This window comes from Halosimplex yunnanense (assembly GCF_054504345.1).
Map to the genome: position 1 here is coordinate 106,351 of NZ_JBTJEL010000030.1, position 24,875 is coordinate 131,225.

Sequence of the window (24,875 nt, forward strand, 5' to 3'; positions counted from 1 at the left end):
ATCGAGAATATTCCGGTGAGGAAACCACCAAATCGGAGTATCTCTCAGTTCTGTTTACCGGACCAACCAATTAAAAGGGATATTTCACTTCCACTCCGGACTAGGCTGGCCTCTTTTTTCCACCCTTCCCTGGCTTCGAGCGACGATGGCAACGAACCAGGCCGTCGAGATCGGCGAAACGTGGACGGGTGAGAGAGTCCTAAACGACGAGACGCGAGCGCGAATCAAGTCCGCAATCCGGGGCCTTCTCACTCTGAAGGAACCGCAGGACGACCTCGAAGAACTGACCGAGGACCTTCCGCTGGAAGTAAATCAACTCAACATCTCGTACGCACCGGAATACATCCTCGAATTCGACCTATTCGTGGACCACCCGGACGGAATGACGTTCGTCACCGACGAGCCGATAGACTGCCCCCACCACGAGAGTGGGGAACCGCTCTCGACGCTCGCGGAGCTGGGCGAGGACTACGCGGCACTGGAGAAGGATCTCCTCGAAGTCATCTGCCTGATGGCCGACCTGCCGGAGTTCCCGGACGACCGCGAAGAGTACGTCTTCGGCGACTTCGCGTTCACGAATTTGTTCTGCTACGACGGCACACTGGCGTTCACGTTCATGTGTCCGGTCAACTATCCAGCCCGAAAGATGTACCAAGACGGTGCGTTCGAACTTGGGCGAAAGGTGGGGATCCCAGTAGATCCCAGTACTGATAAAATTATTAATACAAAATAATAAATGGGCATATACTCTCCCATAGGAAGAGATATATTATGCCTCATTTTGCTCCTTCCGTTAATGAGTACACACAGTTGTTGTTACAGAAATACAATGATTCATTATCTAAGGCAGCGGAGTGGATGATCTGATCGTTGGTGTCAAATCGGTCAATAACAGCACCAGACTGAATGTCTAATAGGTAAATAGAGCCATCATCGCACCCGAAGCTGACCGCTTCATCTATAATAACTGGTGATGTCTTGATTGTGTCTGAAGATTCAAATTTCCAAAGTATTGTACCATCTTCCCGATCAAGAGCATATAAGCAGCCATTGGTTTCTCCTCCCGTACCTACAAAAACAGCATTATCACTGACGGCAGGAGCAGTAAAGACTCTCCTTTTTAATTCTCTACTCCAAATCTCAGTACCGGTAGCAACATTAATTGCATAGATGTGTCCAGTTCCGTTCCGTGAAGAGATATATGTTACTTCATCGTAGATTGCTGGTGTGAAAAACCGACCATCTGATTGGGATATCTCCCATTGTTTATTCTCATTGTAGAAAGAAATTGCTTTGATTTTGGCTGGATTACCACCGACCGGAACGATTATCTGACTTTCATGCACAGCTACAGAATCACTAATTATGCCGTCAAAGTCTATTGAATTAGTACATTTTCCAGTTAGTGGGTCTAATCCGTAGACCGTCCCTGTGTCAGAGATTATTACTTCTTGGCCGAGTATATTTGGAGATCCTCTGATAGGGTTCTCGGTAGTAAATCTCCAAATTCGAACACCAGAAGATACATTAAAGCAAGTTACATTTCCGGACTGCTTTTCTATATCACTGGCTCCAACAATCAGGTATCCGGAATCATAGCTATCGCCACGTTGAGATTGGATTTCAGAAATCACAGCCGGTGTCGTACGTAGCTTATGATCTATCTGATACTCGTTTCTAACATTTCCACTTGATGAATCCAAACAAAGAACTCGCTGATCCGCGGTTCCAACAAAGAGTCTATCATCAATTGCGATGGGGGAGTAAGATAGATTTCCGACGTTTTTGTTCCACTTCGAAACTAGAGATGTTTGAGGGGCGGATTCCTCTTGCTGATTTCCAGTCCTTTGAGGATCTTTTCTATAAAGTGGCCAGTCAGTAGAGTCCAACGCGATATCAACTGTAGAACTAGTGTAAAAGTCGGGCATAGGGAAGAGAGCATCAAATGTGTGTCTACGGATGTGATATTGTGCTTTGATCACCTTCTCTCTCCTTCGAAGTAGATAGAGTCCGCCAATGATCGCGAATGAAATTCCCAGTAGAAGATCTGAACTCCCAAAGGGAGGATTTGTGCATATGTCTGATGCCGTTAAAGGTGCTGTCCACCTCACCGAAGATACAGCCATGAATTGAAGAAGGATTCCCACAAATAGTAATGAGATACCCCAGACGCCGTCTACAGAATCTCTTGCCATAGATCTCTTCAGGGCTACATTTTGGCCAATCTTCATCGCTGACTCCGATTGAATACTATATCTCCCTTTGATGAGGCCTCGCCCTAGAATAATTGCGCCTGCTAAATCTAAACCAAGTCCATATGTTTGATTTGACAGAGTACCACAAGATTGGACATCGAAATACGCAATTATCAGTAGCGGTGAGAAAACTGCTGCTATTAGATATTTCCAGGATCGGTGGCGAAAGGCTGTAAGAAACATCTCCTCCGCTTCCTCATCAGGCTCACCATCTTTTTTACTATCGTCGGTAATTACATCAAATATGTTTAACATTTGCCGCCCCATCCAATCTGACACCTTCTTCCAATAATTCCAAATAGATCCCATCAATCTGTCAAATAAACTTGTAACAGACTGCATATCTGATAATGTCAGAGTTCGGTTGATAAATATATTCAATGGTTCATGGACACTGCAGTGTGACTATGCTAACTAACCAGTTTCATTACTTTCACTACTACTGTACTGTGGGTTCCGCTATCTGAACTGGACTATGATACGCATTTTCGAAACTTCACTTTCACTCTGACCCTCAGACTCGGCTCTTTTACATACCCCCCGAAATTCGCCGACTGGCTATGTCGAAGTTGACGATTGAGACGCAGGAGGATAGTTGGCGACTCCGCTGCCCGAATGGGCACAAGGTCGCTCCGACGAATAATCACTGGTACTGCCGCCAGTGTGCCCGCAGATGGGACAACGAAGCTACTCCGGAGATAGAGGAAGCCATCGACAAGAAGACTGGTGAGCGACTGAGCCGCGAAGACGTGGAGCTTGACTTCGAGACACCGGGAGTCTACTATGCTTGAGTCAAGCGTCCGGTTCCGGTTCGTCCCGGAGATCGGCGTTCCCTTCCAGATACGCTTCTCCCTTCTCGGTGATAGCGTAGTATTTCCCCTTCCCAGGGAGGGTATCGACAAGCCCCGCCTCGTAGAGTTTCGGGAGTCTTCGGGTAACAGTCTTGTAGGAAATCGAGATTCCTCTGTCCTCGAAATTATTCGCGATTCCCTGCAGATTGTGCCCAGCACCCGAATCCTCCAAGAATTCCAGGATGACATCGTCGCTTCCAGTCATCCACTCCGCTCGGTGCCTGGGCATGAATTCACTCCCGAAGAGCCATCTAAAACCCTCTTCGGTGTGCGCCATTGTGTCCATCTTCTTAGACTGTGTGTACAATCTTTACCCCAAATTATAATGCACGTGGGAAAAGATTTGGACAGAAAGACCGACGCGACGCTCTCCAGGGTGGTTCATCTGGAAAACGATGGCCGACGCCCGTGGGACCAGCACGGGTGTCGTGTCGGTCGGGAAGGTGACCGTACAGTGGGAGACGACACGCACCGGGAAAAGCAAGGGTGTACGAGCCAAGCGTACCGTTTTCTGACCGATAGCCTGCGCGTTGGGCTACTCGATTCCTCCAACGATGAGCAATAGGAATAGACGACGCGAAGACCCGAGTGAATTGGCTCCCCGTGACGCCGCTCGCCGGTATCTCCGCCGACGCCGTGCGGACTCGACGGAGAGTAGTGTGAGCGGCTGGGAGTATCGCCTGAAGATATTCGTCGAGTGGTGTGAGTCGGTCGGCATTACCGAAGTCGGTGACTTCCAGCCGTACGACATTGACGAGTTCTACGAGGTGCGGAGCGCCAAGGTCGAACCCGTTACGCTTGAGGGCGAGATGCACACCCTCAAGAGCCTCTGTGAGTTCCTCGAAGACCTGGGTGCCGTCGAAGACGGACTATCCAACGCGGTACGGGTCCCGGACCTCGATGCCGAGGAGCGAGCGAACGACGAGAAGCTCGATACCGACGACGCGAAAGCACTACTCGAATACTACCGGAACGACCCCGTCGCCTACGGTTCACGCCGACACGCGCTGCTCGAACTGGCGTGGATCACCGGAGCGCGAATCGGGGGACTCCGCGCGCTGGACTTGCGGGACGTGGAACTCGGTGAGAATCCGTATGTCGAGTTCCGCCACCGATCGGATACCGGTACCCCGCTGAAGAACAAGCGCGGGGGCGAGCGCCCGGTTGCGCTCCCTCCTGAGACGGCCGACGCGGTACAGGAGTACATCAATGAGTACCGCTTCGACGTACACGATGACCACGGCCGTCAGCCACTCCTGGCAAGTATGCGCGGGCGACCCAGCACGAACACTCTCCGGGTGTGGTCGTACACCGCGACGCTCCCGTGTCAGCATTCGGACTGTCCGCACGGGAAGGACCGGGAGAAGTGCGACTGGACGGAGTACCAGCACGCGAGTAAATGCCCGTCGAGTCGGTCGCCCCACCGGATTCGAACAGGGACGATCACCTGGCTCCTGAATCTCGGGTGGCCGCCCGAGGACGTTGCCGAACGAGTCAATTCGAGCGTCAAGACGATCGAGAATCACTACGACAAAGCCGACACCGAAGAGCGCCGCCAGCGGCTCCGCGACCGGATGGAGGACCGCCGCCGCGGCTTGGTCAACGACCTGCCTGTTACCAATGATGACGACGAGTAAATCCGACCAGTCGAATCGCCCGGAAGACAGCACTCCCGCACGCGGTATCGCGGTTTCCTGTGAGTCGCGCCGGCCCACTTTTCCACCGCACAACGGCGACGAGCGGCGCGTGTCGTCGGTACGACGTCGACGCCGATTGAATGGAAAGAGCGCTTGTCGACGGACCTCGGGACTCGCAGACGAATCGCTCGACCACCGCGGGCGACTCGCAGGTTGTCCAGCTCGCGGGCGACTGAGTCCGGCGGAGTCGGAGACGGTCGACAGACGACAGGAGGTTGAGACGATCCGAACCTCGACGGTGTCAGGGGCCGGATCCACACCAGTCGGGTGCGAACGTTTAGGGCGTTGGCGTCCAACAGTTCTGACATGAACGTGCTCGTCGTCGGCGGGAACGGTTTCGTCGGGTCGCACCTGTGTGGGGAGCTGGTCGAGCGAGGGCACGACGTGACCGTGCTCGCCCGCGACCCCGAAGACGGCGACCTGCCTGCCGGAGTGGACACCTACGCGGGGGACGTTACCGAGTACGACACCATCGAAGACGCCTTCGAGGGGCAGGACGCCGTCGTCAACCTCGTCGCGCTGTCGCCGCTGTTCAAGCCGTCCGGCGGCGACGAGATGCACGATCGGGTCCACCGCGGCGGAACCGAGCACTGTCTGCGCGCCGCCTCCGAGCACGACGTCGACCGGTTCGTCCAGCAGAGCGCGCTCGGCGCGGACCCGAACGGGCCGACTCACTACCTGCGTGCGAAGGGCCACGCCGAGGACCTCGTCCGCGACTCCGACCGCGAGTGGGTGATCGTCCGCCCGTCGATCATCTTCGGCGACGGCGGGGAGTTCGTCGAGTTCACGAAGAAGCTGAAGTCGTGGTTCGCGCCCGGGCTGCCGGTGTATCCGCTCCCGGGCGGCGGGAAGCGGACCCGCTTCCAGCCCATCTGGGTCGAGGAGTTCGTCCCGATGCTCGCCGACGCCGTCGAGGACGACGACCACGTCGGCGAGACCTACGAGATCGGCGGCCCGGAGGTGCTGACCCTGCGGGAAGTGACCGAACTCGTCTACGAATCCGAGGGGCGGTCGATCTCTATCGTCCCGCTCCCGATGGCGCTAGCGAACGTCGGCCTCACCGTCCTCGGATCCGTCGGGTTCCCCATGGGCGGCGACCAGTCCCGGTCGCTTCGCCTCGACAACACGGTCGATTCGAACGATGTCGATGCGTTCGGCGTCGACGAGCGCGAGTTGACCACGTTCGGATCGTACCTCGGACTGCCGGCCTGACCGCGTCCCAGTCGCGACCATCGCGGACCCGGCGTGACTGGGCCGCCGCCGACCGATCGAGCCCGCACTCGATCGGTCGGGCCGGCTACGTCCCGATCCGTTTTCGAACGCCCCTGAAGCGCTGAATTTTGGCGCTTCCTCGATTTGATCGCTGTCGGTTCTTGGCGATCGATTGGTGGAAAAACCCGGGCAGCGACATGTTTCATACGGTTTTCATCTCTCTGGCGACAGCCGGGAGAAAGGAGCGCTTACCGGTCTGCTGTCTGGCGATCTCGGCCAAAGAAGTTACGCGATTGACTTTTTCACGTTCGATAGCTGGGCAAAAAGCTTATATCCGCGATGGGACTGTTTATTTCTCAACGGACACGGCAGCTATGAAATTGGCGATGATCGGCTTCGGGCAGGCCGGCGGGAAGATCGTTGACAAGTTCCTCGAATACGACGAGGCTACCCAGAGCGGTATCGTCCGCTCTGCGGTCGCGGTCAACACTGCCAAGGCGGACCTGCTCGGGCTAGAACGAATACCGGAGGAGAATCGAGTACTGATCGGCCAAGCGCGCGTGAAAGGTCACGGCGTGGGCGCCGACAACGAGCTCGGCGCGGAGATCGCCGAGGAAGACATCGACGAGATCCAGGGGGCCATCGACAACATCCCCGTCCACGAGATCGACGCGTTCATGATCGTGGCCGGGCTCGGCGGCGGGACCGGATCGGGCGGCTCGCCCGTGCTGGCCAAGCACCTCAAGCGCATCTACACCGAACCGGTGTACGGCCTTGGCGTGCTGCCCGGCGGCGACGAGGGTGGCATCTACACGCTCAACGCGGCCCGGTCGTTCCAGACGTTCGTCCGCGAGGTCGACAACCTCCTCGTGTTCGACAACGATGCCTGGCGCAAGTCCGGCGAGTCGATGGAGGGCGGCTACGAGCAGATCAACGACGAGATCGTCCGACGGTTCGGCGTCCTCTTCGGTGCCGGCGAGGTCGGCACCGGCGACGAGGTCGCCGAGTCCGTCGTCGACTCATCGGAGATCATCAACACGCTCTCCGGCGGGGGCGTCTCCACCGTGGGGTACGCCGCCGAGACCGTCGAGGAGCAGGACTCCGGCGGGCTGCTCTCGCGGTTCAAGGGCGACGACGACGGCCTCGACGACAGCGGTATGGACACCGCCAACACCACCAACCGCATCACCTCGCTGGTGCGGAAGGCGGCGCTGGGGCGGCTGACCCTGCCCTGTGAGATCGACGGCGCCGAGCGGGCGCTGCTCGTCATGAGCGGCCCCTCGAACCACCTCAACCGGAAAGGCATCGAGCGCGGCCGCAAGTGGCTCGAGGAGCAGACCGGTTCGATGGAAGTCCGCGGCGGCGACTACCCCGTTCGCGAGAACAACGTCGCCGCATCCATCCTGCTGTCGGGCGTCCACAACGTTCCGCGGATCAAGGAACTGCAGCAGGTCGCCATCGAGGCCCAGGACAACATCGACGACATCCGGCAGCAAAGCGAAGATAACTTAGAGGAGTTGGTGGAAGATGACGAAGATGAGTTGGACCCGCTCTTCTAAGAGCGCCGCGTTGATCGCACTGCTCGCCCTTTCGCTGGCGGCGGCCGGGACAGCCGGTGCTATCTCCGTCCAGGCCGGCGACGTCCCACAGGAGTCGCGCGTCGGCGAGACAGTGACGACGACGGTCACCATCGAGGACCCGTTCGTCGACATGAACGACCAGTGGACGCTGCAGGGCAACACCGAGCTGGAGAACGTCAGCTGGACGATCACCGTCCTGCAGCAGGGCGAGCGAGTCGACCAGTACAACTCCGGCGACCAGTCCTTCGAACAGGGACTGAACGCCAGCAACGGCGGCGACACCGTCGAAGTCGAGCTCACCGGCACCACGCCGGCCATCCAGAACTACACGTACGAGCCGCGTGAGACGTACACGCTCTACGACTTCGACGCCGTCGAAGGAAGCTCGACGAGCGGCCTGAACGCCACGTCGGTCCACCACTACACGAACGCGAGCAAGAGCGCTCGCCAGGCCATCGACGAGGCGGCCGCCGCGGTCAACGGGTCCGGGACGGGCCAGAACGACCTGGACCAGGCGATCGCCTCCTACGAAAACGGAGTCTTCGACAACGCCGAGTCCAACGCGCAGGACGCGATCGACGCGGCCGAACAGGCCGAGCAGTCAGAGCAGCGCAACCAGACCATCCTGATGGCCGTCGGTGCGCTGATCGTCCTCGGTCTCATCGCGGGCGGCATCTACTACTGGCGCGCGAACCAGGACGAGCCGACGAAGCTCCAGTAGATGCGCGTTGTCGTCCCGTTCGCGCCCGAGCACCCGAAAACGCGACTTTCCCCGGTGCTCGAGGAGGCCGAGCGGGCCGCGTTCGCGCGGGCGATGCTGGACGACGTACTCTCCGTTCTTTCGACGTTCGACGCCGAGCGGTCGCACTCTATCGATCCCCTCGTTCTCGCGACGGCTCCGGTCGACTGCGACGTGCCGGTGACCGTCGACGACCGCTCGCTCACCGCGGCCGTCAACGCTGAACTCCCTGCCGACCCGACCGACGAGCCGGTCGCGGTCGTTATGGCCGACCTCGCGCTGGCGACGCCCGACGCGCTCGCTCGGCTGTTCGCCCCCGGCGCCGACGTGGTGCTCGCACCCGGTCGCGGCGGCGGGACGAACGCGCTGGTCGCGCGCCACCCCGAGTTCCGCGTCGACTACCACGGCGCCTCCGTTCGGGATCATCGCGAGATCGCTCGCGAGGTCGGCGCCGACCTCGCAACCGTCGACTCCTTCCGGCTCTCGACCGACGTCGACGAGCCCGCGGATCTGGTCGAGGTACTCCTGCACGGCGACGGGGCGGCCCGCGCGTGGCTCGACGACGCGGGGTTCGCCCTCGCGGTCGACGAGGGCCGGGTCGATGTCGAACGACGGTAGACGACCCGACCGGAACACGGGCAGGGGGCCCTTCTCGGGTCGCGACCGAATCGGCGGGTCGCCGGGAGCGTCAACACTTTGTCTATCGAACGTGCACGGGGGACTGTGATACCCGGCGCGGACGAGTACGACGTGGACGTCGAGCCCTCTCAGGAGGAGATCGAGCGGCTGCTCGCGGTCGGTCCCGAGGACGTCGAGGCGGCCGATGAGCTGACGTTCGCCCGCAACGTGTTCGTCCCGCTGACGACCGCCTGCCGGTACACCTGCACCTACTGCACCTACTACGATCCGCCCGGGCAGGCGACGCTCATGTCGCCCGAGGAGGTCCGCGAGGTCGTGCAGATGGGCGCCGACGCCGGCTGCACGGAAGCGCTCTTCACCTTCGGCGACGACCCGGACGACCGCTACAGCGCTGTCCACGACCAGCTCGACGAGTGGGGCCACGAGTCCATCCACACCTACCTCCGCGAGGTCTGCGAGATCACGCTCGAGGAGGGACTGCTTCCCCACGCCAACCCCGGCGACCAGACGCGCGAGCAGATGGAGACGGTCGCCGACGTGAACGCGAGCATGGGCGTCATGCTCGAAACCACGGCCGAGGTCCAGGCCCACGGCGGTCCGCGGGCGAAGAACCCGGGCCAGCGGCTCAACACCATCCGGACGGCGGGACAGCTCGGCGTCCCGTTCACGACGGGCATCCTCGTTGGCATCGGCGAGGACTGGGAGGACCGCGCCGAGAGCCTGCTGGCCATCCGCGAACTCCACGAGCGCTACGACCACGTCCAGGAGGTCATCGTCCAGCCGGTCCGGGAGAACGAGCGCTGGAAAAACGGGTCGCCGGGCGTCGAGGCGCTCCGCCGGACGGTGGCGATGGCCCGCGACGCGCTGCCTCCGGAAATATCGGTGCAGGTGCCGCCCAATCTCGCGCCCGTCCGCGACGTGCTTGACTGCGGCGTCGACGACCTCGGCGGTGTCTCGCCGGTCACCGACGACCACGTCAATCCCGACTACAAGTGGCCGGCGCTCCGGGAACTGGAGGACATCGCCGACTACGCGGGCGTCCCGCTCGGCGAGCGGCTGCCGGTCTACGAGCGGTTCCTGCCCGCTCACCTCCGGGCTCCCGACGTCGAACCCGCCGCTCCGCCGGCCGAGGCCGACCGCTGGGTCTCCGCGCAGATCGAGGACGCGATCGCGGGCACCGACGACGCCGGCGAACGCTATCGGTCGGTACTCTCCGGCGCAGCGGCGGACTGAAACTCCGCTGTCTTCCGTTCTACCGCCTAATTCTCGGCGCGAGGAGCCACCGGCCAGTCCCGTTGCCGTCGGCGATCGAGTGTTCGAGCGAGAGCGGGGAACCTCCCTCGCCGCCGACGAACTCGGCGTGGACCGCCACCCCGTCTGGGATGGCGCCGACGATCTCCCGGAGGTAGTCCACGGAGTACAGCGACTCGACCGGGTCCGTCCCGGGATCGAGCGATTCGACGTCCGATTCTTCGAATTCGAGCCGCACGTCGTCGGTGTCGCCGCTGGCCGTCACCACGAGGTGGCGCTCGTCTGGATCGACCGCGAATGCCGCGTGGTCCGCGACGAGGGCCGCGGCCCGGACCGCCCGACGCAAGTCCGAGCCTGCGATGATCGCGCTCGCCTCGACCGATCCGGGATCGATCCACTCCACCTGTCTGACGGCCTCCGCCGACAGCGGCGCGAAGGTGTACTCCAGGGCTCCCGCTCGGACGTCGAACCGGCCGCCGTCGCCGAGAGCGAGTTCGATCGCTTCGCCGTCGGCCATCGCGACGGCGTCGCCGAGGCGGTCGAGCGCGACGCCGAACGTCTGCCCGTCCGCCACGTACGTCTCGAACGCCTGGCTGTCGAGTCGTAGTTCGGCCATCGCCACGTCCGCGGGGTCGCGTGCTCTGAAGACGAGGCCGTCGTCGAAGGCCATCCGGCACTCGCTCGCGACGGCCGTCGCACCGTCGAGCGCCGTCGCCAGCGCGTCCGCGTCGAGATGAACGTCGAGTGCGGTCGCTTCGTCGTCCGTCGCTCTGCTCGTCGATTCGTCGGTATCGTCGCGTTCCTGTCGCTTTCGTGCAGTCATGTCTCTGGTCGTGGACCGCGTGCCTTCCGGGGAGAAGCGTTATCCGGCGCGTCGACGAACTGACGACCGGGCGGCGCTTGCTGCCCCGCAGTTCGCGCGGCCGGCGACACCTGCCAGGGAGTCCGGCCGCGTCGTCGATACCTCCCGAGCGACTGGCTCGTCGCCCGGACCGTGTCTCGTCGTTCCCGCAGAACCCCGTTAAGCGTTGCGCCGCTCGAGCGGATCGTAACCCGATTCGGGGTATAATCGCTTAAATAGTAGTCATGTATAATCTGATATAGGGTATGGAGTCCGGTGAACGACCGCGCGGGATCCTCTCGCCAGCGGATCGATCGTATCTGCGCGGGGAGACGACGTTCGAGAGCGCCCAGAGCGAGCGCAACGCCCGGGCGCGGATCCGCGAGCGCGTGCTCGCGGGACTGTACGACGCGGATCTGCTCGCCGACGCGCTCTCCGAGCGGGACCGCGAACTCGTCTTCGAGAAGCACGTCGGCGACGACCCCGAGGGCGTCCGGGCACTCATCGCCGCGCTCGCGCTCCTGTACCGCGGTGCCGAGGACGCTGGCCTCGATTTCGGGACGCTCCTCGAAGAGGGCGTCAGCCGCGCTGAAGCCGACCGCTCGGTCGCTGCCTCCGTCGAGTTCGAGGTCAGGCGCGAACCGCTCGACGCCGACCGACTGACTCGGAAACTCCGCCGGACCGGCTCGCTCACCCTCTCCGAACTCGCGTACCTCCGCGAGGCCAACGACGTCAGCCTCGACCGCTTGCTCGACCGCTACGCCACCGACGTCGAAACCGACGATGCCGATGACGACTGGGTACAGGCGAAGATGACGAGCTTCTGAGCCCACGTTTTTCCCGCCCGGGTTTCCTCGGAGCGCGGAGCGCGAGCGGTGAACCGGCGCCTTGGGCGCCGGATGCTTACCGCAGGGGGCAACTGGACTGCGGTGGCGCGCGCTGTCGCGGCGTTCATGCCGCGACAGCATCGTGCGAGGGATGAGCGAGCGTCGCGAGTGAATCGGCTGGGGAGGCGTGTGGCTGTCTGCGGTGCAGTTGTTGTTCCTGGTGGACTGAACGGGCGAGGCGGGCTCGCGTGCAGTTTAGTCGTCTGAGCGGGCCAGTATCCGCGCGGGCGGTGTGGAGAGCGCGGATATCCCGCTCAGCGACCGCGAGCGCGCCGAGGGCTTTCATCTCCCAGCGGTTCCTGCAGTAGTGTCTCCAGCTAGCGAGCGCGCCGAGGGCTTTCATCTCCCAGCGGTTCCTGCAGTAGTGTCTCCAGCTAGCGAGCGCGCCGAGGGCTTTCATCTTCCAGCGGTTCCTGCAGTAGTGTCTCCAGCTAGCGAGCGTACCGAAGGATTCCGCCATCTAGAGCCCGCTACAACTTCGAACGTACTGCTCAATTTCGTCACGTCCCGTCGCTCATCTCGATGAATCGTTCGCGGATCTCGGGCGAGGGGATCATGCACTGAGCTTTCTTCCCGAAGACGGCGTAGCGGTGGGTCGCGACGGTGTCGTAGACGGCGTCCCGCAACGGCCGGGGCACGACTCGGAACGCGCCGGCGAGCGACCACGGGAACTCCAGTCGGCTCGCCACCCGGAGCGCGGCCTCGGATTTCGTGTAGTAGTCGTCGCCGTCGACGAGGACGAACGTGCCGAAATCGTAGTCGTCGAAGCCTACGTCCGCCAGCAACCGCTCGGCGGCCTCCGACTGCAGCGGCGCGAAGCGGAACACGGCGTCGGGGTCGTGGTCGATGACGAACTTGATCGACCCGTTACAGAGGTTGCAGACGCCGTCGAACAGGAGGATCGGTTTGTTACGCGGGATCGATCGCGCCATTGACCGTGACTACGCTGGCCGGGCACTTGAAGGGCCGTTCACTGAGCGGATCCGCCGAGCGACTACTCCGCGGGGCACTCGTCCTGGAAGGGGCCTTCGTCGTTCTCCCGCAGTTCGACGCCAGTGTCGATCTCGTCGGTCGCGCCGCCGACCTCCCGGCCGCGTCGCTGACTGCCGAAGTTGATGTCGGCCCACGCGCAGCGACCACGGGACCAGCCCCCGTCGGGGAGGTCGGCATCGACGGAGAGCGAACCGTCGTTCGCGCTCGCTTGCAGGCGGTAGGAGCCGGCCCCGTCGGACCACTCGCGAGAGACCGCGGCCGTGTTGCTGTCGGGGACGGTCACAGTCGTCTCGAACGCGTCCGAGCCGTCGATCGAGAGCGTGAGATCGACGTCGATTGCCTCGCCGGTCCAGTTGAAGATCTGCACGCCGGTGAGGACGATAGCGTCGCGCCCGCCGCTGCCCAGCCCGAGACAGCCGCCGACGGCCATCGGCGCGGCGAGCGCGCCCAGACCACCGAGGGCCGCCCGACGACTGGGTCCCCGAGACGACCGCTGGTCACCGTCCCCCGTTCGTGCGACTCGGTCAGTCATCTTCCGGCACCCCCAGATCGACCGCTGTCACAGGCCGACTCCACCTGTCCACCGACCGGCACCCTACACATGTCACCGAACCATCGGACGGACCGTTCCTAAGGATTTCGTCCACGAACGACCGGCCGAGCGTTTATGCTGCGCGACGGCGACACACTGGTCGATGCGGGAAGTCACGGTCGAGACGTTCGTCCCGGCCACGCCGGCGGAGGTCAAGCGCGCGCTCGCGCCGGGCGTCGTCGTCGAGTACGAGGGGAGTTTCGACGTACTGGAGGTCGAGGAGCGCGACGAAGCGACGTTCGTGACCGCCGGCGCCCGCGGCATCGGCGTCTCGCTCCGGTTCGAGCGCCGGGAAGACGGCCTGCGCTACGAACAGGTCGGCGACGCCGGTCCGTTCGACGAGATGTGGACCGAGCTCTCATGGAAATCCGAAAACGAAGGGACGCGCGTCGTCGCGCGCTCGGGCGTCGGACTCGGGCTCCCGCTGTCGGGACTTACCGACCGCGTCGCTGCCTGGAAGCGCCGGGGCGAACTCGACCGGGCGCTCGATCAGCTGGCCGACGACCTCGAATAGCGACGGGTCTATCTCGGAATCGCTGACAGCTTTAAGTCGAGGGGAGATGTACGGATTAATCATGATGGACGAAGGGCGACCGTTGCACCGGCGGATCGAGTCCTTCCGGACGTGGGTTCGCGAGTGGCTGCACGGGCTCTATCACGGACTGATCGAACACCCGTCCTTCGAGAAGATCGAGAAGGAGGCCGAGGACGTCGAGGACACGTTCCTGTTCGCGTGTTTCGCCGACGCCTTCGGCCTCCCGAGCCCGGTCTCCTACTACACAGTCGAGTTGTTGCCGTACCTCGCCGAGGAGTTCGAGGCCTGGGAGCGGCGGATGTGGGATCGGGAGTCGCTGCTCGAACGCAAGGGCCAGCAGTACCACGTCCACTGATGCGGGGGGAGTAACCGTGGAGCAGTTCGTCTTCTTCGGCGGCAAGGGCGGCGTCGGCAAGACCACCGTCTCCTGTGCGTACGCGCTCAAGTGCGCGAACGCGGGGCTGGAGACGCTCGTCGTCTCGACGGACCCGGCCCACAGCACGTCGGACGTCTTCGACCAGCGCTTCGGCGACGACGCGGCCGCGGTCGAGGGCCACGAGCGCCTCTGGGCGATGGAGATCGACCCCGACGAGGAGGTCGAACGCCACATGGGCGAGGTCAGGCGGCAGATGGCCGAACAGGTCAGCGCCTCCATCGTCAACGAGATTGACCGCCAGATCGAACTCGCCCACCGGACCCCCGGCGCTTACGAGGCCGCGCTGTTCGACCGCTTCATAGAGGTCATGCGCGACGCCGAGGAATACGACCGCGTCGTCTTCGACACCTCGCCGACCGGCGGTACCCTGCGACTGCTCGCGCTCCCCGAGTACCTCGGTCAGTGGATCGAACGACTGGTCGACAAGCGCGCGCAGTCGATCGACCTCTTCGAGAAGGCCGCCATCGGCGACCGAGAGGCCCGCCGGAAAATCGACGAGGACCCGCTGATCGCGCATCTACAGGGCCGCAAGGAGAAGTTCGCGTTCGCCGGGCGGACGCTCCGCGAGGCGTCGGCGTTCTTCCTCGTCGTCAACCCTGACGAGCTCTCCGTTCGGGAGACCGAGCGTACGGTCGCCGAGCTGGCCGAACAGGACCTCGCCGTCGAGGGGTTCGTCGTCAACCGGGTCACGCCGGCGCCGGACGACGACGACCGGGGCCGTGGCGGTCGGTACCTCCGCGACCGCGTGGCGACCGAACGCGAGCGCATCGAGCGGGTACGCTCGTCGTTCGAAGCGCCTGTCGTCGCCGAGATCGAATCGCGCGTCAGCGAGGTGAAAGGCGACCTGCTTGCCGATGTCGCCGCGGAACTCGACGTTGAAACCGAATCCGCTTCCCCCGAAGCCTGATCGGGATTCGGGAAATCGGCCGTCGCGCTGCCGGTAACAATCACTTTCCAAACATCATTATCTTCAACCTTTATAGTGTTCTTTCGTGATATTCTCTGTGAGGTGGCAACCAATGGTACAGGTCATGTGGCTCGCGGTCGTCGCGCTGGTAACGTTCTCGGTGGGCTACGTCGGGTATTCGAGGTATCTCGCTCGGTTCGTCGAGCTCGACGACGAGCGGGAGACGCCGGCACACAAGTACGACGACGGACAGGAGTACGTCCCGTCGAAAAAACCCGTGCTGCTCGGACACCACTACTCGAGCATCGCCGGGGGCGCGCCGATCGCGGGGCCGATCACGGCCGCGGCGGCGTTCGGGTGGATCCCGGCGCTGATCTGGGTGGTAATCGGGAACCCGCTCTTCGGCGCGGTCCACGACTTCATGTCGCTGTCCTCGAGCGTCCGCCACGAGGGGAAGTCGATCGGCTACATCATCGGCCAGTACGTCGGCGAGCGCGGCAAGAACATGCTGCTGTGGTTCGCGTACCTGACGATCATCCTCGTCATCGCCGCGTTCGCGTACCTGATCGGCGCGGTGTTCGACGCGTTCCCCTGGACGGCGACCGCCTCGTTCGTCTACATCGCGCTGGCGCTGCTGTTCGGGGTGTACCTCTACCAGCTCAACCTTCCCTTCCTGCCCGGCGCCGTCGCCTTCGTGGCGATGGTCTTCGGCGGCGTGTGGGTCGGGCTGGAGTACCCCATCGCGATGTTCGCACGCGACGGGCTCCCCGCTGAGACCATCGTCTTGCTGGGCAGCGGCGGCGAGTGGGTCCCGCTTTCGGGCGCGACTAACCCCAACTTCGCGGCGTGGGTGTTCGTGACGGTCGTCTACGCGTTCATCGCGAGCGTGCTCCCGGTGTGGGTCCTGCTCCAGCCGCGTGACTTCCTCACGTCGAGCCTGCTGTACACCGGCGTCGGCGGGATGATCATCGCCGCCATCGTCGGCACCGTCGTCGGGTTCACGGGCGTCACGGTCGACGTCCCGTCGGCCGGCATCGACGGCGTCGAGGTCGCGTCGCTGACCACGCAGATCCCCGGCTGGGAAGGGTTCATCCACAGCGACCTCGGGCCGCTGTTCCCCTTCCTGTTCGTGACAATCGCCTGCGGGACGATCAGCGGCTTCCACTCGCTGGTCTCCTCGGGCACGACGGCCAAACAGCTCGACAAGGAGAGCGACGCCCGGCTCATCGGCTACGGCGGCATGCTCGGCGAGGGCTTGCTCGCCATCACCGCCATCCTGTCGGTGTCGCTCATCGCCGGCGGGACCGAGACGCTCGACCAGGCGCTCGTGACCTTCCCCGCCGGCGGCGGCGCGCTATTGACCGTCTTCGGCATCGGCGTCACCGCCGCGGCGACGTTCATCGGCCTCGTGTTCGTCAGCTTCCTGCTGACCAGCACCGACACCGCGATGCGACTCGGCCGCTACATGCTCGAAGAGATCGTCGGCGTCCCCGAGACCGACCTCGAGCGTACGGTGACCAACCGCTACGCCAACGCCGGCATCCTCGCGCTCGCGGGCTATTTCCTCGTCGCCTCCGGCTCGTGGTCGAACATCTGGCCGCTGTTCGGCGGCGCGAACCAGGCGCTCGCCGCGCTGGCGCTGCTGGTCGCGACCGTCTGGCTGGCCAACTGGGACGACACGAAACAGCTCGTCAGCACCGGGGTACCGCTGGTGTTCATGCTCGCGGTGACCGTTATCGCTCTGCTCATCATCGGCGTCTACCGCAACCCGACGGCGCTGCTGGCCGGGGAGTACGACGGCCTGCTCGCGGCCGTCTCGCTCGGTCTCCAGAGCGTCATCGCGCTCGTCCTCGTCGGGCTCATCGTCGGGCTCGTCTGGCTCAGCTACAACAACATCAAGGACGCCCGCGACGGCCTCGACCGGGAGGCCATCGTCGGCTCCGGCGGTAGCGGCGGCGTCGAACCCGGCGACGACTAAAAGAGCCGATCGAGGAGCCCCGACGACTCCTCCCCGGGCGAGTCCCACAGCGCGAACGCGCTGTCAATATCGGTCGCCCGACTCGTGACGAGGTCTTCGCGCTCCGGTGCCGCCACGACGAGATTCACCTCGTAGTGGCCGTAGTAGCCGAACTTCAGGAGCGTCCGGTCCTTGAACCCCGAGACGAACTTCTGGACGTCGTCGCGGACCCGCGGAGCTATCAGGGCGATCGTGAAGTCCGTGCTGAAGTGCTCCTCGTCGGCGTCGATCCACTCCTCGGCGAGGTCGTGGGCCCATTCGACGACTGCTTCGAGGTCGGTGGGAGTCACTCGGTCCCGGTGCGTGACGAAGAGGTGCTCCGTCGCGCCGTGGTTCGCGTAGTTCAGCGACGGGTGGAACAGGTGCTTCTGGCTCTCGATCTCCATCCGTCCGTAGAGGGTGACGTGTCGGCCTCCGATTTCCCGGTCTTTCTCCAGATCGAAGTTGTGCATCAACCGCCCGCTCACCCGCTCGACGTACTCGTCGTCCCAGACCGGTACGTCCCCGTCCGACACGGACTCTTCGTCGCTCATGCGTCCCCATCGGGATGTGCCGCGATCGTCGTGTTATGCCATCCCATGGCAGAGACAATTGCGTGCGACCGTAAAAACGTCTCCCCGGTCCTGATAGGGTGGTTCTACTTGAGAAGCACTGGAACGGGAGCAGCGTTACCGCAGGGTACAATGGGAAGTGAGAGTCCTCGGCGCGTTCGCTAGCTGGAGACACTACTGCAGGAACCGCTGGGAGATGAAAGCCCTCGGCGGGCTCGCAGTCGCTGACCGGAATATCCGCGCTCTCCGCACCGCCCACGCGGATAGTGGCCCGCTCAGGCGACTAAACTGCACGCGAGCCCGCCTCGCCCGTTCAGTCCACCAGGAACAACAACTGCACCGCAACTGCCAGCACCGCAGACAGCCACACGCCTCCCCAGCCGATTCACTCGCGACGCTCGCTCATCCCTCGCACGATGCTGTCGCGGCATGAACGCCGCGACAGCGCGCGCCATTGTGGTTTGGTTCAGTAGCTGTCGCCGTGAGCATCCGGCGCCTTCGGCGCCGGTTCACCGCTCGCGCTCCGCGCGAGCGGCCTTTTTCACCCATGTTTTTGCCGCCCGGGTTCCCCGCAGGCGCGCTCCGCGCGCCGAGGAAACCCGGGCGGGAAAAAGATGGTGCAGCAAAGTTACGTTTCTCCGGCCACTAGCGGTGGAACGAACGTCCTGTGCGAACTGTTGCCACACTCCATCGCTCGTCGTCGCGGGCGGGGTCCCACGAGGCGTCCCGTCGAAGCCGTAGCCACCAATGACAGACACAGACACACCCGTCTCCGGTCGCCAGGAGAGCACCGTCGAGGACGTCCACGACGCGCAGGCGGTGATCGCGCGCGTGGTCGAGAACGTCGAACAGGTGATCGTCGGTCACCACCACGAGATCGAACACATCGTCACCGCGCTGCTCGGCCGCGGACACGTCCTGCTGGAAGACGTGCCCGGCGTCGGGAAGACGATGCTCGCGCGTGCGGTCGCCCGGTCGTTCGAGGGGTCGTTCAAGCGCGTCCAGTTCACGCCGGATCTCCTCCCCTCGGACGTGACCGGGGTGAACGTCTTCAACCAGAAGACCGAGGCGTTCGACTTCCGACCGGGTCCGATCTTCGCCAACGTCGTCCTCGGCGACGAGATCAATCGGGCGCCCCCCAAAACCCAGTCCGCGCTGCTCGAAGCGATGGAGGAAGAGCAGGTCACCGTCGACGGCGAGACGCACGAGTTGCCCCAGCCGTTCACGGTCATCGCGACGCAGAACACCGTCGAGCGCGACCGGACTTACGAGCTGCCGATGGCCGAACTCGACCGGTTCATGAAGAAACTCCGGCTCGGCTACCCGGACACCGACGAGGAGACGGAGATGCTCGACCGCATCGTCGACCGCCACCCCATCGACGACCTCGACTCGGTGGCGACGCTGGACGACCTGCGGGCCGCCCGCGACGCCGCGGCTGGGGTCACCGTCGAGCGCCCGGTCCGCGAGTACGTCACTCGGCTGTCGCAGTTCACCAGGCGCCACGCCGAACTCGGCGTGAGTCCGCGCGGCGGCCTCGCGGTCTTACGGGCGGCGCAGGGTCGCGCAGTGCTGGAAGGTCGGGAGTACGTCATCCCCGACGACGTCCAGGTCGAGGCGGAGGTGGTCTTCCCGCACCGGATCCGAACGAGCACCGACGAGACGACGCCGCGGGCCGTCGTCGAGAACGCCCTCGAATCCGTCCGCGTGGAGTGATGGAGCTGACACGCCGCGGTTACGCCGTCCTCGGGATCGTCGCGCTCGCAGAGCTGCTCGCGCTCACCTACGGCGCCCGGGCGCTGAACGCTATCGCCGCGCCTGCCGTCGTCGCCCTCCTCGCCTCCGTCGTCCAGCTGCGGCGCACGGACGTCCCGACGGCGGAGCGCGACTACGTCCCGGCCGCGTTTCCCGGCGACGCCCGCGAGGTGACGGTCGAAGTCGACGGGAGCGGGGTCGCCCGCATCGCGGAGACGGTGCCCGATGGACTCGCGGCCGACGACGCGACGGTCGAGGCGTCGCTGCCGACGACGTTCACGTACACGCTGGCCTGCGACGAGCGTGGTCGGCACGCGCTCGGCCCGCTGGAGGTGCGCCTGCGGGACCTCCTCGGGCTGGTCGAGGAGACCTACGAGGTCGGATCGACGACGGGCGTGCTGGTCTATCCGCCGGTGTATCAGGTCGCCGGCCGGGACGTGATCCTCCGCCACGCCCTCGAACGCGCGGACGTCGACCGCCGGGAGTTCGACACGCTGCGGGAGTACGTCCCCGGCGACCCGCTCCGCGACGTCCACTGGAAGTCGACCGCGAAGGCCCAGGACGACATCTACGTCGCCGAGTTCGCGGACAGCCGGGTCGAAGACGACCAGATCGTCGTCGCGGCAACGGCCGACGCCGGGACGGTCGACGAGATGGCCGCCGCCGCGGCGAGCGTCGTCGTGATGGCTCTCGACGCCGGCCTCTCGGTCGAACTGCGCCTCCCGGAGCAGACCGTTCCGATGGGCCGCGGCGAGGACCACCGCCAGCGGCTGCTCGCCGCGCTGGCCACGACGGACACGGACTTCACGTCGCCGTTCAAATCCTATGCGTTGCCCGACGGCGCGACCGACGACGCCGACGTGGTGGTCCGCGGGGACGGTGACTGCGTCACTGTCGCCTTCGGGGACGACGACCGCGCGTTCGAGGACATCACCGTCAGCCGCGAGAATCCGCTCGCACAGCGGGGGGCCGAATCGTGAGCACGCGGACCCGCTCGGGCGACCTATCGCTCGATCTGGGCGGGGTCGACCCCGTCAGGACGGTCGCGCTCGCAGGCGTCGCGTTGCTCGTCACCGCCTACAGTTCGGTCTTCTACCACTTCATCGACGTGACCGGGCAGCCGATACTGTTCGTCCTCGCCGCGACGCTGTCGCTGGCGGCGGCGACGTGGCTGTCGAGTTCGATCCGGCTCCGCTGGGCGGCGGTCGTCGCCGTCGGCCTGCTCGCCGCGGGGCTGGGGATCTACGTGATCAGCCTGCCCCGCCAGCCGCCGCTCGTGCCGCTCGTGACCGACGCCATCGCGCTGATGACCGGGCGGTCGCTGCTGCAGGTGACGAACGTCGATCTGTGGGTGCTGGGCGTCGCGCCGGGGCCGCTGTTCCTGACGTGGTATCTGGCGTTGCGTCGGCGCTACGTCGCGAGCGTGCTCGCCGGCGGCGGGACGCTCGCGTTTCTCGTGTTGACAACCGACGCCTCGACGGTGACGACGCTGCTGGGCGTGGTCGGCGCCATCGTCGCCGTCGCCGTCGGCGACATGGACCGCCGGGGCGACTCGCTGAAAGCCGCCGAACCGCTCGCGGTGTTGCTCGCCGTGCTCATCGTCCTCTCGGCGATCGCGCCGGTGGTGCCCGCCGGCCCCTCGCGGACCGCCGACACGTGGTCACGGTTCCAGACCGGCGGCCCCGGCGTCGGCGGGGGGACCGTCGAGGCGAACCTGCTGAAGGCCGACACTCAGCTCGGCATCGCGGGCAACCTCTCGCTGTCGCCCGACGTCCGCTTCCGCGTCGAGAGCGACGCCGAGTCCTACTGGCAGGTCGGCACCTACGACCGCTACACGGGCGAGGGATGGGTCCGCACCGGGAGCACCAGTTCCTACAGCGGTAACTTAGACGAGCCGCCGGGTCGAAGCGAGACGGTCAGCCAGACCTACACCGCGGTCGACGAGATGGACGTCGTCCCGGCCGCGTGGAAGCCGGTCTCCGTCGGCGACGACGTCGCCGGGGACGTGCAGGTCAACGACCTCGACGGCCTCGAACTCGACGGGTCGATCGAGGAGGGCGAGCGGTTCAGCGTCACCAGTCGCGTCCCCGTCGCCAGCGGCGAGGAACTGCGCGGTGCCGGCACGGACTACCCCTCGTCGATCGAGGAGCGGTACACGCGGCTGCCGTCGAGCACCTCCGATCGCGTCGTCGAGCGCACGGCGCGGATCACGGCGCGCGCGAACACCAGCTACGACACCGCGCGCGTCGTCGAGCGGTGGCTGCAGAACAACAAGGGGTACTCGCTGGACGTCCAGCGGCCGCGGCAGAACGTCGCCGACGAGTTCCTCTTCGAGATGGACGCCGGCTACTGCACCTACTTCGCGTCGACGATGGTCGTCATGCTGCGCACGCAGGACATCCCCGCGCGCCTCGCAGTCGGGTACACGCCCGGCGAGCGGGTCGCCGAGGACGAGTGGGTCGTCCGGGGGTACAACGCTCACGCGTGGGTCGAGGCGTACTTCCCTGATATCGGCTGGGTCCGCTTCGATCCGACGCCCGCCGGCCCTCGACAGGCCGCCGAACAGCAGGAACTCACCGAGGCGCGCGAGAACAACCGAACCGACGTCGACGTCGACGACACCGGCGACGGCGAGTGGACGTCGACGCCGACCGCGACGCCCGCGCCGCTGACCCCCCGAGCCGAACAACCCGCCCGTGAGGCGCCGCCGGGCGAGATAACCATCCCCGACCGGATCACCCGCCCCGGCGGGACGCCCGCGCCGAATCTGAACCTGTCGAGCCCGTCGATCACCGCCGCGCCGACCAACGAGTCGGCCGGTGGCGGCGACGACGAGTCCACGGGGCCGTTCGGCGGCCGGCCGCCGACTCGCGAGGAGACGGCGCTCGGCGCCATCGTCCTGCTGGGGCTGGTCGTCGGTCTCCGTCGAAGCGGCGTCACCAGTCGAGTCTACCGTGCGATCTGGCTGCGCTACCAGCCGACGAGCGACCCACAGACCGACGCCGAGCGGGCGTTCGATCGGCTGGAGTACGTCCTCGCCGAGCGGCATCGACCGCGCAGACCGGAGGAGACGCCGCGGCAGTATCTGGCGGCCATCGGCGCCGACGAACGGGCGAGACAGGTGGCAACCGTCCGCGAACGCGCCATGTACGCCGGCAGAGTCACCCGCGAGGAGGCCGACGAAGCCGTCTCGCTGGTGGACGACATCGTCGGCTGGCGGGGCGTCTGATCGGTTCCAGGGAGGATGCGTGGGTTCCCGTGGACATTCGGGCGTTTCTGGGTCTCGGGTCGCAGCGCCGCCAGCGACCGTGGGGAGTCCCGACAGTGTTTAATAGGTCGATTTCGTATGCCGATGCGTAATGTCGGAAGTCTGCTCGCTCCCCAAGGCGAGTACGCCGCAAGTCAGGGCCGTCAGACAGGTGACCATCGGATCGAGCCGTTCGGGTGACGATGTCTGAGGTGTGCTCGACGTGCGGGCTCCCACAGGAGCTCTGCGTCTGTGAGGACGTCGCCAAGGACTCCCAGGAGATCAGCGTCCGCATCGACGAGCGCCGGTACGGGAAAGAGGTAACGATAATCGAGGGGTTCGACCCGAAGGACGTGGACATGGACACGCTCTCGTCCGACCTGAAATCGAAGTTCGCGTGCGGTGGGACGGTCGAGGACGACTCCATCGAGCTGCAGGGCAACCACACGGGTCGCGTCGAGGACTTCCTCCGGGACAAGGGCTTCAACGTCGCCTAACTGGCGGCCGCAGCGCCGAACGCCCACACCGAGAGCCCGGTTTGGCGATTCTATCGACGAAACAACCGCCGACGGAGCGGTGAGCGACTGCTCCAGTCGGTCCTCACGTCTTGCTGTCGGAGAGTGTGAGCGGTCGTCAGGGCGGCGTCTCGGTAGTTATTCGTCGTCGGCCGAACCCGCGATCGCGATATAGTCCAGCGGTTGCTCGTGCTCGGCGCGGATGAGGTTCTCGTCGTCGATCTCGAGGGAGAGATCGTCGAGTTGCTCGGCGATCTCGGTAATGTCCTCGTCGACGGCGCCGACGGCCTTGATGTGGAGGTTCTCGTGGCCGGTCATCAGTTCGGTGACTTCGAGGACTCCCGGAATCTCCATCGCCTCGTCGGCCACGTCGGCGCGGTCGCTGATCCGCGTCGTACAACTGAAGTGGAAGTACAGATCGAGCCCGGTCCGGTCGTGGTCGACCGTCGTCTTGTAGCCGGTGATGACGCCGGCCTCCTCCAGCCGTGCCATGCGGTTGTGGACCGTGTTGTCCGAGACGCCCACCGATTCGGCCAGCTCGATCGCCGTGTAGCGCGCGTTCTCCTGTAGCCTGTTGAGTAACTCCCTGTCGACGTCGTCGAGATCGTAGTCTGCCACACTGTCGCTTCTCCCCGTGTTCCCATGTATGTGCCGACTATCCACGTAGATTCGCTGTACAATTCGATAATCCCGATCCTCGAAGAATTTGTATTAGTTCTCGAACGGACACACGCCGGCATTTGAACGATAGATGCCGGGATTAGGATATCGAATTATATATGGATATATTATTCGATATATATGCTCTTAGCAAATTTCACAGTATATTTCGAAATAACTCGCGATAGATTTATATGTTTTCATCACGTCATTCAATCGTGAACGACGCACTACCCACTCCGACATCGGCCCTCGCGTACGATCAGTTCCAGTCTGCCAGTGAGGGGGTCGTCACCGCCGTCGCCGACGCCACGAACACGTCGCCGCTCGAACTCGAGCCGCTGGCGCGGACGCTCGATCCCGACGCGCTAGATAAGTTCGTGGACCGGTTGTCGGACGGCCCCGAGGAGTCGGTGGCGTTCGCCTACTGCGGCTACGACGTCACCGTCTCCGGCGACGGTAGCGTCGACCTGGCCGAGCAGTCTTCCTAGATTTTCGCTTTTCGGGACACTCGATAGCAGTAACTGCCACGGTACCCGGCGGCAGGCGTTGAACTCCTTCGTCGCGCTCGCCGTCGCTGTCTCCGGAGACCTCCGATTCGCTCAGTGACGAGAGTGCTTCTCTCTCTCTCGAACCACTTCGCTCGCACGCTCGCGAAGACCTCGACGTCCATTTCGAACGGCCCGTCAAGCGGCGAGGACGCTCGACAGCGGGC

Annotated in this window: 25 protein-coding genes; 18 read left to right on the top strand and 7 right to left on the bottom strand. The window is 64.1% G+C overall.

Annotation, left to right across the window (positions count from 1 at the left end):
- Positions 1-145: 145 nt before the first annotated feature.
- Complete coding sequence (locus AB2U09_RS04895) at positions 146-733, top strand: hypothetical protein (protein ID WP_459191571.1); 588 nt, start codon at positions 146-148, stop codon at positions 731-733.
- Positions 734-776: 43 nt separating this feature from the next.
- On the opposite strand, the gene AB2U09_RS04900 is transcribed toward AB2U09_RS04895, so the two are convergent.
- Positions 777-2,597, bottom strand: a complete 1,821-nt coding sequence (locus AB2U09_RS04900) for an outer membrane protein assembly factor BamB family protein (protein WP_459191572.1) — start codon at positions 2,595-2,597, stop codon at positions 777-779.
- Positions 2,598-2,815: 218 nt separating this feature from the next.
- Here AB2U09_RS04900 and AB2U09_RS04905 point away from each other — a divergent pair, with 218 nt between their 5' ends.
- On the top strand, positions 2,816-3,046 hold the full coding sequence (locus AB2U09_RS04905) for a hypothetical protein (protein ID WP_459191573.1): 231 nt from the start codon (positions 2,816-2,818) through the stop codon (positions 3,044-3,046).
- Position 3,047: 1 nt separating this feature from the next.
- On the opposite strand, the gene AB2U09_RS04910 is transcribed toward AB2U09_RS04905, so the two are convergent.
- Positions 3,048-3,383 (bottom strand): winged helix-turn-helix domain-containing protein, encoded by a 336-nt coding sequence (locus AB2U09_RS04910; RefSeq protein WP_459191574.1) that lies wholly within the window; start codon positions 3,381-3,383, stop codon positions 3,048-3,050.
- 277 nt (positions 3,384-3,660) lie between these two features.
- Between AB2U09_RS04910 and AB2U09_RS04915 the strand changes: the two genes are divergently transcribed.
- The 6 genes from AB2U09_RS04915 to cofG all read left to right on the top strand — a co-directional run bounded on the left by AB2U09_RS04915 (position 3,661) and on the right by cofG (position 10,206).
- Positions 3,661-4,743 (top strand): tyrosine-type recombinase/integrase, encoded by a 1,083-nt coding sequence (locus tag AB2U09_RS04915; RefSeq protein ID WP_459191575.1) that lies wholly within the window; start codon positions 3,661-3,663, stop codon positions 4,741-4,743.
- 366 nt (positions 4,744-5,109) lie between these two features.
- Positions 5,110-6,015 carry a complex I NDUFA9 subunit family protein gene (locus AB2U09_RS04920; protein ID WP_459191576.1) on the top strand — a complete coding sequence of 302 codons (906 nt, stop codon included), beginning with the start codon at positions 5,110-5,112 and terminating at the stop codon, positions 6,013-6,015.
- Positions 6,016-6,389: 374 nt separating this feature from the next.
- Positions 6,390-7,574: a tubulin/FtsZ family protein gene (locus tag AB2U09_RS04925; RefSeq protein ID WP_459191577.1), complete on the top strand. Its 1,185-nt coding sequence runs from the start codon at positions 6,390-6,392 to the stop codon at positions 7,572-7,574.
- Complete coding sequence (locus AB2U09_RS04930) at positions 7,552-8,316, top strand: hypothetical protein (RefSeq protein ID WP_459191578.1); 765 nt, start codon at positions 7,552-7,554, stop codon at positions 8,314-8,316. The genes AB2U09_RS04925 and AB2U09_RS04930 overlap by 23 nt, the downstream gene beginning before the upstream one ends.
- On the top strand, positions 8,317-8,952 hold the full coding sequence (gene cofC / locus AB2U09_RS04935; RefSeq protein ID WP_459191579.1) for a 2-phospho-L-lactate guanylyltransferase: 636 nt from the start codon (positions 8,317-8,319) through the stop codon (positions 8,950-8,952).
- 105 nt (positions 8,953-9,057) lie between these two features.
- Entirely contained in the window at positions 9,058-10,206 is a 1,149-nt protein-coding gene (cofG, locus tag AB2U09_RS04940) for a 7,8-didemethyl-8-hydroxy-5-deazariboflavin synthase subunit CofG (RefSeq protein WP_459191580.1), read from the top strand.
- 19 nt (positions 10,207-10,225) lie between these two features.
- Here cofG and AB2U09_RS04945 read toward each other — a convergent pair whose 3' ends face one another.
- On the bottom strand, positions 10,226-11,047 hold the full coding sequence (locus AB2U09_RS04945; RefSeq protein ID WP_459191581.1) for a DNA polymerase sliding clamp: 822 nt from the start codon (positions 11,045-11,047) through the stop codon (positions 10,226-10,228).
- A gap of 284 nt (positions 11,048-11,331) precedes the next feature.
- Between AB2U09_RS04945 and AB2U09_RS04950 the strand changes: the two genes are divergently transcribed.
- Entirely contained in the window at positions 11,332-11,892 is a 561-nt protein-coding gene (locus AB2U09_RS04950) for a DUF8102 family protein (RefSeq protein ID WP_459191582.1), read from the top strand.
- Positions 11,893-12,452: 560 nt separating this feature from the next.
- Here AB2U09_RS04950 and AB2U09_RS04955 read toward each other — a convergent pair.
- Positions 12,453-12,884 carry a thiol-disulfide oxidoreductase DCC family protein gene (locus AB2U09_RS04955; RefSeq protein WP_459191583.1) on the bottom strand — a complete coding sequence of 144 codons (432 nt, stop codon included), beginning with the start codon at positions 12,882-12,884 and terminating at the stop codon, positions 12,453-12,455.
- A 62-nt stretch (positions 12,885-12,946) separates the two neighbouring features.
- Positions 12,947-13,477, bottom strand: a complete 531-nt coding sequence (locus AB2U09_RS04960; protein WP_459191584.1) for a hypothetical protein — start codon at positions 13,475-13,477, stop codon at positions 12,947-12,949.
- Positions 13,478-13,640: 163 nt separating this feature from the next.
- Here AB2U09_RS04960 and AB2U09_RS04965 point away from each other — a divergent pair, with 163 nt between their 5' ends.
- The 4 genes from AB2U09_RS04965 (at position 13,641) to AB2U09_RS04980 (ending at position 17,393) form a co-directional block, all read left to right on the top strand.
- Positions 13,641-14,051 (top strand): SRPBCC family protein, encoded by a 411-nt coding sequence (locus AB2U09_RS04965; protein WP_459191585.1) that lies wholly within the window; start codon positions 13,641-13,643, stop codon positions 14,049-14,051.
- Between the two features lie 61 nt (positions 14,052-14,112).
- Positions 14,113-14,427 carry a DUF7990 family protein gene (locus tag AB2U09_RS04970; RefSeq protein WP_459191586.1) on the top strand — a complete coding sequence of 105 codons (315 nt, stop codon included), beginning with the start codon at positions 14,113-14,115 and terminating at the stop codon, positions 14,425-14,427.
- 16 nt (positions 14,428-14,443) lie between these two features.
- Positions 14,444-15,415, top strand: coding sequence for an ArsA family ATPase (locus tag AB2U09_RS04975; protein ID WP_459191587.1), 972 nt, complete (start codon positions 14,444-14,446; stop codon positions 15,413-15,415).
- A gap of 112 nt (positions 15,416-15,527) precedes the next feature.
- Positions 15,528-17,393: a carbon starvation CstA family protein gene (locus AB2U09_RS04980; protein WP_459191588.1), complete on the top strand. Its 1,866-nt coding sequence runs from the start codon at positions 15,528-15,530 to the stop codon at positions 17,391-17,393.
- On the opposite strand, the gene AB2U09_RS04985 is transcribed toward AB2U09_RS04980, so the two are convergent.
- Positions 17,390-17,965: a DUF8052 family protein gene (locus AB2U09_RS04985; RefSeq protein WP_459191589.1), complete on the bottom strand. Its 576-nt coding sequence runs from the start codon at positions 17,963-17,965 to the stop codon at positions 17,390-17,392. The two genes, AB2U09_RS04980 and AB2U09_RS04985, sit on opposite strands and share 4 nt — an antisense overlap.
- A gap of 765 nt (positions 17,966-18,730) precedes the next feature.
- On the opposite strand from AB2U09_RS04985, the gene AB2U09_RS04990 reads away from it, so the two are divergent.
- The 4 genes from AB2U09_RS04990 to yciH all read left to right on the top strand — a co-directional run bounded on the left by AB2U09_RS04990 (position 18,731) and on the right by yciH (position 23,482).
- On the top strand, positions 18,731-19,699 hold the full coding sequence (locus AB2U09_RS04990) for an AAA family ATPase (protein WP_459191590.1): 969 nt from the start codon (positions 18,731-18,733) through the stop codon (positions 19,697-19,699).
- Positions 19,699-20,718: a DUF58 domain-containing protein gene (locus tag AB2U09_RS04995; RefSeq protein ID WP_459191591.1), complete on the top strand. Its 1,020-nt coding sequence runs from the start codon at positions 19,699-19,701 to the stop codon at positions 20,716-20,718. Before AB2U09_RS04990 ends, AB2U09_RS04995 begins: the two co-directional genes overlap by 1 nt.
- Positions 20,715-22,967 carry a transglutaminase TgpA family protein gene (locus tag AB2U09_RS05000; RefSeq protein WP_459191592.1) on the top strand — a complete coding sequence of 751 codons (2,253 nt, stop codon included), beginning with the start codon at positions 20,715-20,717 and terminating at the stop codon, positions 22,965-22,967. Before AB2U09_RS04995 ends, AB2U09_RS05000 begins: the two co-directional genes overlap by 4 nt.
- Before the next feature lie 221 nt (positions 22,968-23,188).
- Positions 23,189-23,482, top strand: a complete 294-nt coding sequence (gene yciH, locus AB2U09_RS05005) for a stress response translation initiation inhibitor YciH (RefSeq protein WP_459191593.1) — start codon at positions 23,189-23,191, stop codon at positions 23,480-23,482.
- A gap of 156 nt (positions 23,483-23,638) precedes the next feature.
- Here the strand turns inward: yciH and AB2U09_RS05010 are convergent, their stop codons facing one another.
- Entirely contained in the window at positions 23,639-24,118 is a 480-nt protein-coding gene (locus tag AB2U09_RS05010) for an Lrp/AsnC family transcriptional regulator (RefSeq protein ID WP_459191594.1), read from the bottom strand.
- A 260-nt stretch (positions 24,119-24,378) separates the two neighbouring features.
- Between AB2U09_RS05010 and ddfA the strand changes: the two genes are divergently transcribed.
- Entirely contained in the window at positions 24,379-24,651 is a 273-nt protein-coding gene (gene ddfA, locus AB2U09_RS05015) for a DdfA family disk-determining factor (RefSeq protein WP_459191595.1), read from the top strand.
- The last annotated feature ends 224 nt before the right edge of the window (positions 24,652-24,875 follow it).